The sequence below is a fragment of the Vibrio hepatarius genome, from assembly GCF_018860525.1.
Classification (GTDB): domain Bacteria; phylum Pseudomonadota; class Gammaproteobacteria; order Enterobacterales; family Vibrionaceae; genus Vibrio; species Vibrio hepatarius_B.
This window is the reverse complement of record NZ_JAHKPM010000018.1, coordinates 115105-131420: the sequence shown is the minus strand read 5'-3', so window position 1 is coordinate 131420 and position 16316 is coordinate 115105. Positions and strand designations below refer to the sequence as shown.

The 16316-nt window shown below is 40.0% G+C and carries 13 protein-coding genes; 9 read left to right on the top strand and 4 right to left on the bottom strand.

The features are described 5' to 3' along the window. Nucleotides 1-7: 7 nt before the first annotated feature. The 3 genes from cueR to KO511_RS05900 all read left to right on the top strand — a co-directional run bounded on the left by cueR (nt 8) and on the right by KO511_RS05900 (nt 3134). On the top strand, nt 8-394 hold the full coding sequence (cueR, locus tag KO511_RS05910; RefSeq protein WP_215986549.1) for a Cu(I)-responsive transcriptional regulator: 387 nt from the start codon (nt 8-10) through the stop codon (nt 392-394). Between the two features lie 123 nt (nt 395-517). Beyond that, nucleotides 518-2407 carry a putative nucleotidyltransferase substrate binding domain-containing protein gene (locus KO511_RS05905; protein ID WP_215986548.1) on the top strand — a complete coding sequence of 630 codons (1890 nt, stop codon included), beginning with the start codon at nt 518-520 and terminating at the stop codon, nt 2405-2407. Between the two features lie 7 nt (nt 2408-2414). Continuing rightward, nucleotides 2415-3134, top strand: coding sequence for a 3'-5' exonuclease (locus KO511_RS05900; protein ID WP_215986547.1), 720 nt, complete (start codon nt 2415-2417; stop codon nt 3132-3134). Nucleotides 3135-3174: 40 nt separating this feature from the next. Here KO511_RS05900 and KO511_RS05895 read toward each other — a convergent pair whose 3' ends face one another. Together KO511_RS05895 and KO511_RS05890 are read right to left on the bottom strand one after the other, a co-directional pair. After that, nucleotides 3175-4494: a hypothetical protein gene (locus KO511_RS05895; RefSeq protein WP_215986546.1), complete on the bottom strand. Its 1320-nt coding sequence runs from the start codon at nt 4492-4494 to the stop codon at nt 3175-3177. A 277-nt stretch (nt 4495-4771) separates the two neighbouring features. Further along, nucleotides 4772-6349 (bottom strand): BCCT family transporter, encoded by a 1578-nt coding sequence (locus tag KO511_RS05890; protein WP_215986545.1) that lies wholly within the window; start codon nt 6347-6349, stop codon nt 4772-4774. 411 nt (nt 6350-6760) lie between these two features. On the opposite strand from KO511_RS05890, the gene KO511_RS05885 reads away from it, so the two are divergent. The 4 genes from KO511_RS05885 to emrD all read left to right on the top strand — a co-directional run bounded on the left by KO511_RS05885 (nt 6761) and on the right by emrD (nt 10284). Continuing rightward, nucleotides 6761-7237, top strand: coding sequence for a MarR family winged helix-turn-helix transcriptional regulator (locus tag KO511_RS05885; RefSeq protein WP_215986544.1), 477 nt, complete (start codon nt 6761-6763; stop codon nt 7235-7237). 77 nt (nt 7238-7314) lie between these two features. Beyond that, nucleotides 7315-8361: a GGDEF domain-containing protein gene (locus tag KO511_RS05880; RefSeq protein ID WP_215986543.1), complete on the top strand. Its 1047-nt coding sequence runs from the start codon at nt 7315-7317 to the stop codon at nt 8359-8361. Nucleotides 8362-8533: 172 nt separating this feature from the next. Next, nucleotides 8534-8860: a cysteine-rich CWC family protein gene (locus tag KO511_RS05875; RefSeq protein ID WP_436840210.1), complete on the top strand. Its 327-nt coding sequence runs from the start codon at nt 8534-8536 to the stop codon at nt 8858-8860. Between the two features lie 218 nt (nt 8861-9078). Continuing rightward, complete coding sequence (emrD, locus tag KO511_RS05870; protein WP_215986602.1) at nt 9079-10284, top strand: multidrug efflux MFS transporter EmrD; 1206 nt, start codon at nt 9079-9081, stop codon at nt 10282-10284. Between the two features lie 12 nt (nt 10285-10296). On the opposite strand, the gene viaA is transcribed toward emrD, so the two are convergent. Together viaA and KO511_RS05860 are read right to left on the bottom strand one after the other, a co-directional pair. Then, nucleotides 10297-11742 (bottom strand): ATPase RavA stimulator ViaA, encoded by a 1446-nt coding sequence (gene viaA, locus KO511_RS05865; protein ID WP_215986541.1) that lies wholly within the window; start codon nt 11740-11742, stop codon nt 10297-10299. Nucleotides 11743-11753: 11 nt separating this feature from the next. Further along, entirely contained in the window at nt 11754-13412 is a 1659-nt protein-coding gene (locus KO511_RS05860) for an ATPase RavA domain-containing protein (RefSeq protein ID WP_215986601.1), read from the bottom strand. A gap of 271 nt (nt 13413-13683) precedes the next feature. On the opposite strand from KO511_RS05860, the gene KO511_RS05855 reads away from it, so the two are divergent. Beyond that, a complete protein-coding gene (locus KO511_RS05855; RefSeq protein ID WP_215986540.1) occupies nt 13684-14208 on the top strand; it encodes an NUDIX hydrolase in 525 nt (174 codons plus the stop codon). Nucleotides 14209-14219: 11 nt separating this feature from the next. Beyond that, nucleotides 14220-15227, top strand: a complete 1008-nt coding sequence (gene ltaE / locus KO511_RS05850) for a low-specificity L-threonine aldolase (RefSeq protein ID WP_215986539.1) — start codon at nt 14220-14222, stop codon at nt 15225-15227. The last annotated feature ends 1089 nt before the right edge of the window (nt 15228-16316 follow it).

Sequence of the window (16316 nt, the reverse complement as noted above, 5' to 3'; positions counted from 1 at the left end):
GGTCATCATGAACATAGGCGCCGTAGCAAAACTCACTGGCTTATCGAGTAAATCAATTCGTCTTTATGAGGAAAAGTGTGTGATAAGCCCACCCAGTCGAAGTGATGCGGGTTATCGTGAATACGGTGACACGCATGTTCAAGAACTTAATTTGGTCTCTCGAGCCAAAAATGCTGGTTTTTCACTTCAAGAATGCAAAGAATTTGTTGAGCTTGCCCAAAACCCAATGCGCACAAGTCGCGAAGTGAAACAAAAAGCCCAGCAAAAACTTAATGAAGTGGAAGTAAAGATTAGTCAACTGAAAGAAATACAGCAACAACTGACCACTTGGATCAATACATGTCCTGGAGATGAAGGAAGTAGTTGCCCAATAATTGAAGACCTAACCAAATAACACAAATACACAAATACACAAATACACAAACTAGAATTTATATGTGTTTTGCGCTACCTACCATGAAGTCCTGTACCAGATCATGTAACATTGTAAGATACTAGGGTTACATCGGACACCTTGATGGAAGCAGAATTACTGGATATAAAGAATTTCCTGTTACAACACCCACCGTTTGATGAACTTGACGATGAAGTGATTAACTTCGTCACCAAGAATGTTGAGATTTCTTATTTTCGTGAAGATACGCCCGTAATCCACTTTGGTGATGAGATACACGACATTTACATGGTGCGAAGTGGCATAGTTGAAGTATACAGACGCAAAGGCGAGTTGTATAACCGTCTTGATGAAGGCGCATTATTTGGACAAATGGGGCTTTTGACTAACAATAAAGTTCGCTTTCCTGCCAAAGCCATCAAAGATACCCTTTTGTACTGTATACCTGAGCCTGTGTTCCAGGAACTATATGATAACCACGAAACCTTTGCAGATTTCGTCGAAGTAGAAGATACAGCTCGCCTTCGGCAAGCTATTTCAAGTACTAATGAACAAAATGATCTTACTACCTCTAAAGTTCGAACACTTTTAAAAGGTGAGACACCATTTCTTGAGAAAGATGAAACTATTCAAAATGCTGCTGTCAAAATGGCGGACGAGAATGTTTCATCACTACTAGTAATAGACCCAAATATCCTTGAGGATAATGAAGAAGATCAGTCTCCTCTTGTGGGTATTATCACCGATAGAGACTTATGCACTCGCGTATTAGCCGAAGGTCTGGACCCAAACGATCCTGTGTCTAGTGTAATGACCACTGAAGTTATTTCTCTTGACCATAACGCCTATGTCTATGAAGCAATGCTCACCATGCTTCGTTATAATGTTCATCACCTACCTGTTTTAAAAGACAAAAAACCAATTGGTATTATTGAAACCACAGATATTGTCCGCTATGAGTCCCAAAACTCTTTGTTACTAGTAAGTAGTATTTATCAGCAGCAGTCTATTGAAGAACTATCTTCACTCGCCGAACAAGTCAAAGACAGCTTCGTGCGACTAGTGAATGAAGATGCCAATTCACATATGGTTGGCAGTGCGATGTCGGTTATCGGTAAAAGCTTTAAACAAAGAATTATCGAACTCGCAGAAGAGGAACTTGGCGAACCTCCGATCCCTTATTGCTTCCTTGCACTCGGTTCTATGGGACGTGACGAGCAAATACTAGTCACAGATCAAGACAACGCCATCATTCTTGATAACACTTACGATAGTGAAAAGCATGGACAATATTTTGCGGTTTTATCGGAAAAAATCTGCGACGGTTTGGATAAATGCGGTTATACATACTGCACTGGCGATATTATGGCGACCAATCCTGTCTGGCGTATGACACGTACCGAATGGGAGGAATGCTTCTCGGACTGGATTGATGATCCTAACCCTAAGGCTTTACTCAATGCCTCGATTTTCTTCGATCTCGTGGGTGTCTATGGTCGATTGAAATGGGCAGAACAACTGAATGGATTTATTATTAGGCGAGCGCGCAAAAATAACCGTTTTCTTGCTTGTTTAGCTCGAAATGCGATGAACCGCACGCCTCCTCTTGGCTTTTTTAAAGCCTTTGTGATGGAGCAAGATGGCCAGCATAAAAACTCGATAAACCTAAAACGGAGAGGAACAGCGCCACTTGCTGATCTGATTCGGGTTCATGCGCTTGCCGTTGGTTCACGCTCAACAAATTCGTTCGAACGCTTGGATGATATCCATGAAGCCGGTATTTTGCCAAAAGGAAAAGCGCGTGATCTCAAAGACGCACTAGAGTTTATCTCCATGGTGCGCATACGTCACCAAGCTTATGACGTCGAAAATGAGATTGAGCCTGATAACAATATAGAGCCAGAGAACTTGTCTGATTTCGAACGCCGTAACCTTAAAGATGCTTTCCAAATACTCAGTAACGCCCAGAATTTTCTCAAATTCCGTTACCAAGCCAGTAATAACTTTAAGTAGGCGCTAGATGATAAACAAAATAATGAATAGCTCTGATCTTAACTGGCAAAAAACGTTTCATATGAAACAGCAAAGCAGCCAAGATACTGCTCTCAAAAATTATTATGCCGCTGGTACGCCTAACTCTGATACTTCTTTAGAAGATCTCACTTTCTTGGCGATGGACTTTGAAACAACCGGGTTAGATTCTAAACAAGATGGTATCATCACCATTGGTACAGTACCGTTTAACCTTAATAGAATATTTCTCAAGCAAGCCCGTCATTGGACAGTGCGTCCTCGCCAGCAGCTTGCTGAAGAATCGGTTATTATCCATGGCATTACTCATAGTGATATTCTCGATGCGCCTGATTTAATTGAAATATACGACCAAGTCCTTGCACAAATGGCAGGCAAAGTCATGGTGGTGCATTATCAACGAATTGAAAGGGAGTTTTTCGACCAAGCACTAAAAGACCGTATAAATGAAGGTATAGAATTTCCAGTTGTCGATACCATGCACCTTGAAACAACTTACCAGCAGCAGGCGAATGGTGGCTTTATAAAAAGTTTATTTGGTAAAAAGCCCGAGTCAGTTAGGCTCGGAACAAGCCGTATGCGCTATGGCCTGCCCAATTACACGCCACACCATGCACTGACTGATGCCGTCGCAACCGCAGAATTACTGCAAGCTCAAATAGCCCATCACTATAAGCGCACCACAAAACTTGGGGAAATCTGGATATAACCAGACTTCCCCAAGTAACAAGTTACTAGCAAGTACCTATTTAGCTCTTAACGTTAACAGTCCAACCTTTGCTTGTTAACGAGTTAATTGCACCTGTATTCGTCGCGGCTTCCATTGTATCCCCCATCAAATGTACATTTAAATTGCCATGTGAGTTACTTGAAGATAATCCATTAGCGTCGAGTACACTTAGAATTGAGTCAACGTAATCAGATGCGAATGTTTCCGTCTTAGAGTCCAGCGATATCCAGCCTAGTCCATTCGGCAATTTAGTTACCAATTGGTCTGGCGGAGTGGCATCATCCCATCTAAATGATGTTAACGTACTAGGCAAATCATCCATAGACCCGCTGATCGTAACACCTTGCCCAAATGACAATGATGTTAGCTTTCTTGGTAGTTCTGGATACTCGCCAGTAAGGTTAAAACCATTGCCAAGGGTGAGAGTAGTTAGGTTAGCAGGCAATTCAGATATTGTGCCGTAAACTGCATTTCCGTCTCTAAGACCAAGATATGTCAAAGTACGGGGCAGCGCAGAAAGACTCCCGCCGACTGTCCAATTGCTTAAACTTAAGATGTTCAGGTTTGGCGGCAAATCACTAAGATCATCACCTTGAATCATGGGATTAACATTATCAATATGTACACTCTCAAGCGAACGGTTGAGCTCAGACAAACTGCCACTAAGTGTGTTGCTGGAAAGATAGACAGCTTTAATTGACGAAGGTAAATCCGCAAGTCCACCAGTAAAATGTTCAGTAGAATAGAGATTTAAAAATTCAATGGAGCTAGGTAGAGAAGCAATACTGCCTGATATATTTTTATTGCCGTCATTTCTTAAGATTAGTGACCTAAGGTTAGGCGGTAAGTCTACTAAATTACCTTCCAATGACTCAGCAGAAATAGCTAACTCCCTAACACTTTTAGGCAAACTAGATAAAGAGCCGGTAAATGCGGTTACCCCATCAACACTTAATGCTGTAGGCGAAATGTTTGCCAGACCTGACGTGTCGAGCGTTACATTTCCTGAAACGTCAACCGTCGTTTTACATGGCGCATAGCAATGTGATATTAGCGAAATTTCACCAGTATATTTATCGTCATAAGTATGGTTATGCTGACCCGAATCGTGTACTTCTTCAGTCGTCCCATCCCCCCAGTCAACAACAGTATAAGTGCTACCGCCTGCGCTAACTTGATTTAGTATAATTTGTCTGGCTTCTATGACTCCCAGAGACTCTGATTTCACTGTATCAGGAGGCACAGGACCACCGCTACTTCCACCGCACCCCATAAGTATTACAGGTAAGCTTGCTAAACATAAAAGCCTCAGGGAAAAACCTTTAGTTAGAATGTTCATTTTATAGTCACCATTTATAAAACCGTTAATATCGATAAGTTGCAGCGGACTCTATCGAAAAGCGGTATAAAGAGTGAAACGAAATACGCGGAAATACAGGGAAGAAAGATAAATATCAGTTGATAGATTTTTATATTATTTAATCACTACTCTTAAGTCCATGAAATTTATATTTTATATATCAATAATTCTGTATTTTCAGGAAGTCAACAAAACTTGGGGAAGTCTGGATATAAAAAGGGACGATTGCTCGTCCCCTTTTCGATAGAAGGTATTTTTAACGCTGGTATTGCTCTGTACGCATCCCCATAAGAAGACTCACACACATCAATAGTAATACAAAAGTAAAGGGTAGCGCAGTTGAGATAGCGCCAGCTTGAAGACCTTGTACCGCTTCTGTACCTCCAATCCAAAGTAACGCGACTGCAATAGCGCCTTCCATAAAGGCCCAGAAGACTCGTTGCACAACAGGCGCATCCACTTTACCGCCCGACGTAATACTATCAATCACCAAAGAGCCTGAATCTGATGAGGTAATAAAGAAAACCAATACCAAAATAACAGCGATGACAGATAACACACTACCAAAAGGTAAAACATCAAACATCTGGAACATAGCTAAAGAAACATCAGTTAGGCCATTAGCACCCAGCTCACCAATATTATTTACAACTTGATCAATGGCTATACCACCAAATACCGACATCCAAAGCAGTGTTACCAATGATGGAACAATCAGCACAGCAATCAAAAATTCTCTGACTGTTCTACCTTTAGACACGCGCGCAATAAACATGCCGACAAATGGAGACCATGAAATCCACCAAGCCCAATAGAACACTGTCCAACCTTGGAACCAAGCTTCATCTTCACGTCCATGAGGGTTACTCAAAGGGATAATATTTTCAATGTAAGCCATTAGAGTTGTGCCAATATTACCAAATGCGACAGCGTAGCCAATTAAAGCTACCATGATAAGTAATAGGAATGCGATGATCATGTTAATATTACTGATAACCTTAACACCGCCATCAATACCACGGATCACCGACACTACGGCAAGCAAAGTGACTATTGTGATCACGGCCACTTGAAGACCCATGTTTGCCTCAAAACCAAAAACATGGTGAATACCGCTGGCAGCCTGCTGAGCACCTAATCCAAGTGAAGTTGCAAGACCAAATAGCGTTGCTAGTACGGCAAGAATATCAACAATATGGCCAGCCCAACCCCAAGCTCTATCACCCAAAATTGGATAGAAAATAGATCGTATTGAAAGTGGGAGCCCTTTGTTATATGCAAAAAACGCCAATGATAAAGCTACAACGCCATAGATAGCCCAGGGGTGTAAGCCCCAATGGTACATAGTGGCTCCCATCGCAAGTTTTGCAGCTTCTGCAGTATTGGCCTCAACACCTAGAGGCGTCTCATACCACCCTGTAAAGTAAGCAACCGGCTCAGCAACGCTCCAAAACATCAAGCCTATACCCATCCCAGCTGCAAATAACATGGATAGCCAAGATACATAGGAGTAATCCGCCGTAGCATTTTCACCACCTAAGCGGATTTTACCAAGTGGCGTCACAATTAAAGCGATGCAAAATAGTACAAATATGTTGCCTGACCAGATAAATAGCCAATCAAAATTTCCAATAATCTTCCATTTGACTCCATCAAGTACTGCTTTAGCGGATTCAGCATCCATGATTGCAGTCATAATTAGGAATAAGCCGATAAGCCCTGCACTGATTCCAAATACAGGGTTATGAACATCAAACCCCCACTTTTGGACATTATCTTGCCCAACTGTGTAGTCGGTGCTGTTGATACTGTACTTATCTATACCTTTAGTCATTCATCCTCTCTTACTAGTTTTCTTCCCTGACCAAACCTTCAGATAGAAAAATCGTTAGTGATAAAAACAATTATCTCTATATCAAGACTTAATCAATTACGAGTTATTGTACGTGTAGATACAGATCATTCCAGTACTTTACAGTCAATTGTCCATTTTTTAGACAAAAATATGGTCAACAGTCGATAATGTAATCAATAAAAGATAAGATAAAAATTCATATTACGTTTGACTTCTAAACATTTGACCACATCACATTTATCGATAAAATAACCAGATGTATTTCCATAAGCCCTATTCCATCCACTGAAATAGTAGGCTAGGATAAAATTTATGGTTTGATGTACTTCATTTCATGCTAGATTTCATGTATTTTCGCCTCTATCCGCTTTACTAATATAAGGAACAACATTGGAAAAGCACGAAGAAGTTCTTATATCGATTCGACAGATCATCCGTGCTATTGATCTGCACTCGAAAAGACTAAGTAAAGAGTCTGGTTTAACTGGACCACAATTAATTTTGATGCGCTCCATAAGAGAGCTCGGTGAAGTCACTATTCGTGAACTTTCAAACCATACAAATATGAGCCAAGCCACTGCGACAACGATTTTAGATCGACTAGAACGTAATGAAATTGTAAAGCGCGTGCGTAGCGTACATGACAAACGTAAAGTTCATGCCCATTTAACAGAGAAAGGAGTTATGGTGTTAGAGCAAGCCCCAACACCGCTCCAGCAAAATTTTATTAACAAATTTCAACGACTTGAAGAGTGGGAGCAATCTTTACTTCTATCCTCAGTTCAACGGATTTCATCTATGATGAATGCGGAAGACATCGACGTTGCACCCGTTTTAGAGATAGGAAGTATTACTACACCTGAATAACGTTATTTATAAAATTGATTTAGCACTATTTTAGAGTTACGTTTTATACAAGGTGAAACTTTCACTCTGAGTACTCTATGGATAAAAACCGCAAGCTTCAGGCTGACCACCATACCGACGCTATTCTTGATATACGGCGGCAAAAGCAAGTACTGAAGTTTGTTGCGGCAACAACCCTTTTATTCTTTGTTCCAATTGGGATAAACAACATTCTAATTGGCGAAACTATGCTTGGCGCTATCTTGCTGACCTTCGAGATCACATTATTGCTGGAAGTTACGGCTATTGTGTACAAACGTAAAGGTTTTTTCGGTCATACCTTACCTCTTATCCTGCTTATTACATCAATAATCATGGCTATTCACATTTTTGGTTCATTGGCGACATACTGGGTTTTTCCTATTATCATTAGTGTCGTTTTTCTCTTGCCATCAAAAATTGCGTTGAGTGCTAATGTCACCATGCTGATAGGTTGCACCATCGCTGCACTACCTCATCAACATTTAGCAACAACATCCAGATATGCTTTTTCTCTTCTTGCGACCGTCGTCATTGCTCATGTTATTGTACAGGCGATAAAGAGATTACAAAAAGAACTGCGATACCTTTCTGAACGAGATAGTATGACCGGTGCACTAAATCGTCATGAGCTTCAAACTTATCTTGAAAACGTAAGTAACTTATATCCAACGTCTGCACTTGCAATCATTGATATTGATAACTTCAAAAATGTAAATGATCAATACGGTCATGACGTAGGAGATAAAGTGATCAAACTCGTTGTCAGTGTTATATATCAACATATGGAAGAGTCTGACTTACTTTTTCGACTCGGTGGTGATGAGTTTTTACTGATATTTCCACAAAAAGACCAGTTTGCCACTAAAAAGGCGATGGTGTATATAAGTCAGCATGTAAAGCAAAACCAGTATCCTTCCGGAGCCTCAGTAACGATAAGCTCAGGTGTTGCTCAGTTTCTCGCTTCAGAAAACATGGAAAACTGGATAAAACGTGCAGATATAGCCCTCTATCAATCTAAACATAATGGCAGAGATAAAGTCTCTTTATTTAGTGGACCCATTCCTTCTGACAAACAAAAAGAAACCTCGCGCTACCTACGATAAAAAAGTTACCGCACTGCCAGTTATAACTGAATTCCAAAAAAACGTATAGGATTAATAATTGAAATTAGGTGCCGGTAAGCTTATGCAGTTAGGTTTTTTAAATTAAAATACTTAATAATGTTTGCAGTTCTACTGATACCGTTTAGGATTACGGGTTCTATTCCCGCCCAGTTTGTACTTGGAGAAAACTTTGAAAACGCCCTGTATTGCAGCATGCAAAAACACTGGTGGTATATGTAACGGATGCTTTAGAACAATAGATGAAATTGTAAGCTGGAAAAACTTGTCAGATTCAAAGAGAGACAACATCATAAAAACACTTTCAGCTCATTCTTCTAGTCATCGCTGCCCATCATGTAATGAGCCTGCAACCTGTGATATCAGTCAAGGAAATCAAACATGCTGGTGTTTCTCACTCGAACCTCGTGTCATTCCTTTAAACCTAAAAAATAATGCATGTCTATGTCGACAGTGCCTGAGTAAATTAGATTTAGCCTAATAAAAAGTTGTTAGGCTCTTGTCATCACGACTCAATCATTATTTTTTCTAATCCAAATCATTGATTTTTATCTTGCTTAACATCACATCTTTGATTGCAAAACAACCAATCTCACTCTAACATTCGTCGCAATAGCGCCTCGTGAAATCATACTTCATATGGGTACTGACTACTAAAGCCAATTATGTCATTTACTTAGGGTGTCTTTGTTAGATAAAATGTATACATCATCTAAAGTTATTAAGCTTATTTTATTTATCGCGCTTTTAGCAGCGGTTGGTCAAATGACACAAACCATGTTTGTGCCATCTATTGGTTATATGGCCAATGATTTTCTTGTCTCTCCAACGGCGCTACAAGCCGTAATGGCCTGTTACCTCATTCCCTATGGTTTGTCACAATTTGCTTATGGTCCACTTTCCGATCGCTTTGGTCGAAAGCCAATCATAGTCGTAGGGTTGTGCATCTATATAATCGGCAGTACCCTTGCTTTATTCTCTCATAATTTTGCATTTTTTTTGGCAGGAAGCTTCATTCAGGGGGTAGGCATTGGTAGCGGTGGGGCAATGTGTAGAACACTTTCACGTGATGTGTTTTCTGGAGCTGACCTCCATAAGGTCAACAGCCTGATAAGCATGTGTATCATTTTTTCTCCTCTTTTAGCACCTGTGTTAGGAGGCTATCTAACTGAAAACTTCGGTTGGCGATCAAGCTACCTGTTTTTATCTATATTTAGTATCGCAGTGGTCATTACTGTACTGACTCGGTTTGACGAAACACTTCCCCAAGATAGACGCCGTAATGATGCGGTTCTACATAGCTACAGGTATGTCCTGTTGCACAAAAAATTTCAGGGCTACCTACTTTGCTTGGTCGCAACATTTTCCGGTGTCGCCATATTTGAAGCGGCCGCTGGTGTCTTATTAGGCGGTGTGCTAAAACTTCCCGCAACATCGGTGAGCATGTTATTTGTTATTCCTATTCCTGGCTATCTCGTCGGTGCAGCGCTATCTAGCGTGATCACGAGCAGAAAAAATGAGAAGTCAGCATTAAAAGTGGGATTGGTCGCTATTATAGCAGGTTCACTCGTCGTTCTGACACCTGGGATAATGGGGCTAACTGACGCAGTAACACTGGTTGGTGGCGCTACAATCTACTTCCTCGGAGCTGGTATTCTCTTCCCAGCCGCAACTACTGGTGCTCTTTCTCCATTCCCTTTTCATGCAGGAACAGCGGGGGCTCTCTTGGGAGGCATTCAAAATCTAGGGGCTGGCTTAGCGACTTTACTCGCATCAGCAATCCCCTCGCCTAACCAAATGCCACTGGGCATTCTAATGTTTTTGATGGCAATTTTGGCTATATTTGGGCTGCTTCGTGGCTACCGACATCAAAATCCACCCAATGACAGCCCAGTGACTGCCTAAGCTTTAAAGCACTTACCATTTTTTCATAATTCGACCAACCCAATTAGGATGGTAAGACCAACAATGATCAAATAAGGAAATCAGCTCAGGATTACCATATTTGGAAAGACTTATGGCGTGAAAACGGTTATGGCGTTTTTTCAATTGAATCACATGCTGCTCAAGCTCTAACGATTGTTTTGGGGCAATAAAATCTGAAATCACAACCATATCAGCATTTTTGTATCTTTCACCACTCATCAAATCAATCGACTTCATAAGTACAGGTTCTAAGTCGGTACCGCCATGGAAACTGTAGGTTAAAAAGTCACTCGCCTCTCTTAGACCATCTTGACGAGTAAGCTGATAGGTGATTTGCTCAGTGGAAAATAAAATCACAAAGCAATCCCGATCTTCTGCTAGGGCAATTTGCATAAGAGCATATGCAATGGCTTTGGCGCATTGCTCAGGAAAACCGCTCATTGAGCCAGAAGAATCAACACATACAATAAATGGACCTTTTTCCACATCTGCTTTCTTGTTATCAGGACGATGGGCTTTAACTTTACGTAAAGTGCGTGATTTGCCCTGCATTCTATAATTCATTAGTCGCTTATCAACCAAGTGCTTGTAGAAAACGACTTCAAGTTCAGGGTAAGCCAAAAAAAGAGCTTCATTAGGGAGCAGTTTATTCAAATCATCGCTTTCATGGATGCCCACGATGTCATCTGTTGCTTCATCAGACTTTTCCTCAACCATCTGAATGTCATCGGTAGGTGCTCGATTGAGATTAGGATCATTCACATCACTGGCCATGCGCCCTAGCTGCTGAGCAATCTCTTGTAAACCGTGGTTTTTTTTCAAAAACTCCGCGTGATGTTTCATTGCAGATAAATCTGTTTTGCTCAATTTAGCCGCTGCCATGTCCCAGAGTCGACCAAGACTATTTTCATCGCCTTCTTCAGTAACTCCATCCATGCTTTTCATAGTTTCCATTCGCTGATAAAGGTCTTGAAGCACTTTTTCTTTGCTAACTTCCAGTTCTGATACCTGTGCTTGGCGAATTGCATCGGAAAGACTTTGATACCATTGATCACAAAAATAATGTGGAAACATAGGATTATAGACACCCTTATTCTTCTCAATCAATCGGCGCGCTTTGAGATAAAACGCTGAGTGCCACTCAAGTTGTTTAATGACTTCAGGAATGTTGTTAAAAAATCTCTTTTCATCCCAATGGATGACTTCCTGATATAAAGCTATCTCCTGTTGGAAGCGCTCTGTCTCGCAGACATTAGTGATACGTTTTTTAACATTACCTCGCCATTTCAAGAGATGATTTTTGACTTTTGCTCTCACACCTCTATTTTCTGTTAACGTCATCACTTGAGATCGTGCCAATAAATCGTTCACTGCAGTATCAATAATTCCTGAATCAGCAATCATTAAAGCCAAATTTAAGCCATCTGCACCCAACATCTAAAACGCTCTCATGAAAAGAATTGGTTTAACTGCCTGAAGCGTAGAACAGTTCGTTCGCATTCAGTTTTCGTCGATTCTAGTACTTGCTGAATGGTCTGGAGGCTCACTTCCATCGCTATTGGTATATCTTGATCAATAAAACTATGCGGTAATGCGCCATGGAAGTTGGAGCGAACTTTAAGTAGATGGTGTTCAGCTTGTTTAAGCTTCTCCAATGCCTGCTCAGATTTGTTTAACCAGCCTTTATACAATGTGTCATCCAGTCCTTTATTAGTAACTACCGACACGAGTACAGCACGGTTAGCAATATCTTTAATGACTAGCTTGTTTTCAGCATCTATATCAAATCGAATTCTGCATAGATTGGTATTTTTATTTACATAACCGTAGACATCACCATGCCCTTCTTTAATAACCTTTTCTAATTCGGTTTTTGGCACATAGACCCAACGGCTGTCACCTTTTTCAGACTCAGAAACTGACAAATTACTCTGCAGTAGCACTAGTTTAACCAAGCCTGATGAATTACCAACATTGTACAGGTTGGCGCCTGAAACGTCATAGCTGTGTATCTGCTTTTTTAATAGGCCTGTTGTTGATTCATCTGAGAGTATCATTCCAAACTCAGACTCTAGTTCGACTTGAACTTCAGACAGTTCATCTCTACATGAATTGACTTGCTGTTCAACATCATGCTGATCAAAAGCACACGTCAGTGCAAACTGTTTTATGACACTTTGCACTACTTCACGCGATTCAGGACTGTTCCATAAGCAATCTTGTAATAGTAGCAAGTCTAACGGATTGACTTCATCTCGCCCGTTAAAAAACGCACTGGCTTTTAGTAATTTAACTGCTTTTTTCCAACGCCTATCAGACACATACATCTCTGCTTTGTTAACAACATTATCTTGTGTAGCAGCCCCTTCTAACATCTCTTTTAACGTATACAGTTTTTCAAATGTCGCATCGCTCAAATCCAAATCTTCAAGCTCAGATTGCCACTGATGATATTCTTGCTCAGTAATGGCTAAACCAGCAGGTATACTCGCTTCCTGTTTAGTGCCAACAGTTAGCATTGATTTGAAGTTTTGTTTGTTTTGTATTCGGTTGACAAAAACCCGCACCAGCATACGATCATATAAGGCTTCTAGACCACTGTCTTCATCTGGTAATTCATTAGAAGCTGACACGAGTAAGCGCATGGGAACTTTTTTAATGTCGCTACCATTTTTGAACGTTTTCTCATTCACCACCGTCAGCAAAGTATTGAGTATCGCTGGACCGGCTTTCCATATTTCATCAAGAAAAACGACCTCAGCGGTAGGTAGGTAACCCTCGGTTAACCGAACATAACGACCATGATCTTTCAGTTCTTGAATACTGAGTGGTCCGAATACTTCTTCAGGTGTCGAAAATCGAGTCATTAAGTAATCAAAATACGAAGCATTATCAAATGCCTGTATAAGCCTTTTGGCAATTAAACTCTTGGCAATACCTGGAGGGCCTAGTAAAAAAACACTCTCACCTGCTAATGCTGCAAGCAGGCACATTTTAATAGTGTCTTCGCGTTCATATACACCGTCAGATAATGCTTGAGCGAGTTTGGTAATTCGTTCAGAGAGCAGGGCTTTTTGTGAGTGGGACACGCTGGTAGGGCTCATCATAGTGTGCTCCTCTGAATTTTCACTAGCATTTTCAACATGCATAGCTTTATACATTTGTTATCACCCTGTTACAAGTGGATTTTTTGTTTTGATCGGCCTTTATATCAGAAGCACTTTCCATGTAACACTTTGAAAACTATGATTCCAAATTTGGGACACAAATCACTGTAACAGTGTCTAAAGTTTGAGACATAATGTCTAATAACTTTTTTTAATAGATGTTGGATTTTATTATCACCACATCTCAACTAATAACTGACTTATAAATAATATGGACTCAGCTTTGAAAATTCTCCACACTTGGAAGGGAATTTCCCTCCAAGAACTAAAGACAACATTACCAAGCGGTAGAGTGATAACCCATACCACGATTTCTCACCCAGGCGCTGCCGTTATACTGCCAATCTTACCTAACGGTAACATTATGCTCGTCAATCAATATCGCCCCTCTGTCAGAAAGTGGCTTCTTGAGTTGCCAGCAGGTACGGTTGAAAAGAATGAACCTGTTGAACTTTGTGCAGTAAGAGAATTAGCAGAAGAGACTGGTTACCATGCTGAAACTATGATATCTCTGGGACAAGTAACACCTTTGCCAGGCTTTTGCGATGAAATCCAACATTTATTCATTGCCAAAGGTTTGTCAGAGGTTCAGCAGCTTATGTGTGACGATGATGAAGTTATAGAGGTCGTGTGTTTTCCTTTTGCAGAGATCGAAAAAAAGATTATTGATGGGGAAATTACAGATGCTAAAACCATCGCATGTTTAAGTAAGGCTAAATTATGTGAATATATATAGGAGTTATGCACATGGATTTCCGCTCGGATACCGTTACTCAACCTACCCCGGCAATGCGACAAGCAATAGCTAATGCTACTGTGGGCGATGATGTCTATGGTGACGACCCGACTGTCAACGATTTAGAAGTATGGGCCGCAGAAAGGCATGGCTTTGAGGCTGCCCTTTTTACGACATCAGGCACGCAGGCTAACTTACTGGGTTTAATGGCACACTGTGAAAGAGGCGATGAATACTTGTGCGGCCAACAAGCCCATAACTACAAATATGAAGCAGGTGGTGCGGCGGTATTGGGGTCAATTCAACCTCAACCCGTAGAGAACAATCCAGATGGTACTCTTGATTTCGATAAACTTAGGGCAGCTATAAAGCCTAACGACAGCCATTTTGCTCGGACTAAGTTACTCAGTATCGAAAACACCATCAATGGTAAAGTATTACCATTAAGCTATTTAGCCAAAGCACGTGAGTTTTGTGACCAATATGAACTTGAGCTCCACCTAGATGGTGCCCGAGCCTATAATGCGGCCGTCGCGCTTGATGTTGATATTATCGAAATAGCGAAACATTTCGACTCGATGACCATATGTCTATCAAAAGGGCTTTCTGCGCCTATAGGTTCTTTGCTTTTGGGAAGTAAACACTTCATTGATAAGGCTCGGCGCTTACGTAAAATGCTAGGCGGTGGTATGAGACAAGCAGGTATTCTCGCCGCCGCAGGTAAACTGGCTTTAACAGAACAAGTAACTCAGCTCAAAACCGACCATCATAATGCTAAGCTACTTGCCATTAAGCTCAACGAACTACCAAACATTCATGTCAATACTGATTTTGTTCAAACCAATATCGTTTTTGCCAAACTTGATTCTCATATTGATATACATGCTATTGCTAAGAAATTAAGTCACGAAGGCATTATTATTAGCCCTGGAAACCCTATTAGATTTGTTATTCATAAAGACATATCCGAATCTGATGTGAATTTATTTATTGAAAAGTTTAGAATATATATGGCTTGATGAATAGTTTCAATTAATAGCAATACTTTAGCCTGATAATATTGACAGGCTAAAGTGTTAACAATAATCATGACATAAAAAAATAGCCAATTATTATCTATCTTTCATAATTTCATCCTATCTTCCAAGTTCCATTAGTTTTTAAACCCAAGATTAAACTGTTTGATAAAAAGTTATCAAACCTGTTTGTTTAAATCAATATACTCCAATATTGAATCTCAACATACCTATGATTATGAGTAATCATATTACCTTCATCTTATGATAGCTCTGAAGTAATTAGTGCATAGCCCAATCAATAGGTAGAAATAACAAAATCCATAGTATTTACGATTAACTTATTGTAGTTATTACCTTCTTCTGCTGTTCGACGAATCTTAAGAATACCTTGCGCTTCAGCTTCCTGAAAATCTTTTTAATACTGGTAGCCAACTGTCGTGCCTATCTCATACTTACTGAGCTCATTTATTGTGCTCCATTCGATATGGTCTAGTAACAATTTGAAATAAAACTCTTTTTCTTCTAGTACTGGAACCGTATGTAAGAAATACTCCTTGCACGCCTGCTTAACAGACCAAATCACAGTACCATCCCCATATTACTTCTATATCTTGAAGCCTAAAAGCCTCAGCAATGACTTTAGAGGATGGGCCACAAGTAGGTAAGCTTTTAGACAGATAAGGAAACCTCTCCTCATTAGTGAGATGGATAACTTTTGGAAAGTTCGCCCAAAACAAATGTGAAAAAATAAGTATATTTACAAGAAAAAAACGTAATACTTTAGTCTAAACAACATAGTAATTTTCTAAATTAAGTTATTAATACTTAAAACCAGACTACTATTCACGGCTCTTCTATTTCATGAGTAAACATAATATAAATATACTAAAAATTTAGATAAAAAAAGGGATAACATTCACCTTTTAACTAAGATGGGTTTTATTTAAACAAGAACAACCATAATAATAACAAATATAATACATGGTATTATAATAATTTATTTATATTGTTAATCTCGTCGATTTAAATACAGGCTAATATTGACAACAACAACGTAACCTAAAGTATTAACTCTACTACCACCCAATC

What these genes read in the sequence shown, in the direction of transcription:
- viaA (WP_215986541.1), bottom strand. Translation starts at nt 11,742, where the DNA reads ATGTTGGGTGCAGATGGCTTAAATTTGGCTTTAATGATTGCTGATTCA.
- ltaE (WP_215986539.1), top strand. Translation starts at nt 14,220, where the DNA reads ATGGATTTCCGCTCGGATACCGTTACTCAACCTACCCCGGCAATGCGA.
- KO511_RS05860 (WP_215986601.1), bottom strand. Translation starts at nt 13,412, where the DNA reads ATGATGAGCCCTACCAGCGTGTCCCACTCACAAAAAGCCCTGCTCTCT.
- emrD (WP_215986602.1), top strand. Translation starts at nt 9,079, where the DNA reads ATGTATACATCATCTAAAGTTATTAAGCTTATTTTATTTATCGCGCTT.
- KO511_RS05895 (WP_215986546.1), bottom strand. Translation starts at nt 4,494, where the DNA reads ATGAACATTCTAACTAAAGGTTTTTCCCTGAGGCTTTTATGTTTAGCA.
- KO511_RS05855 (WP_215986540.1), top strand. Translation starts at nt 13,684, where the DNA reads ATGGACTCAGCTTTGAAAATTCTCCACACTTGGAAGGGAATTTCCCTC.
- KO511_RS05900 (WP_215986547.1), top strand. Translation starts at nt 2,415, where the DNA reads ATGATAAACAAAATAATGAATAGCTCTGATCTTAACTGGCAAAAAACG.
- cueR (WP_215986549.1), top strand. Translation starts at nt 8, where the DNA reads ATGAACATAGGCGCCGTAGCAAAACTCACTGGCTTATCGAGTAAATCA.
- KO511_RS05905 (WP_215986548.1), top strand. Translation starts at nt 518, where the DNA reads ATGGAAGCAGAATTACTGGATATAAAGAATTTCCTGTTACAACACCCA.
- KO511_RS05880 (WP_215986543.1), top strand. Translation starts at nt 7,315, where the DNA reads ATGGATAAAAACCGCAAGCTTCAGGCTGACCACCATACCGACGCTATT.
- KO511_RS05890 (WP_215986545.1), bottom strand. Translation starts at nt 6,349, where the DNA reads ATGACTAAAGGTATAGATAAGTACAGTATCAACAGCACCGACTACACA.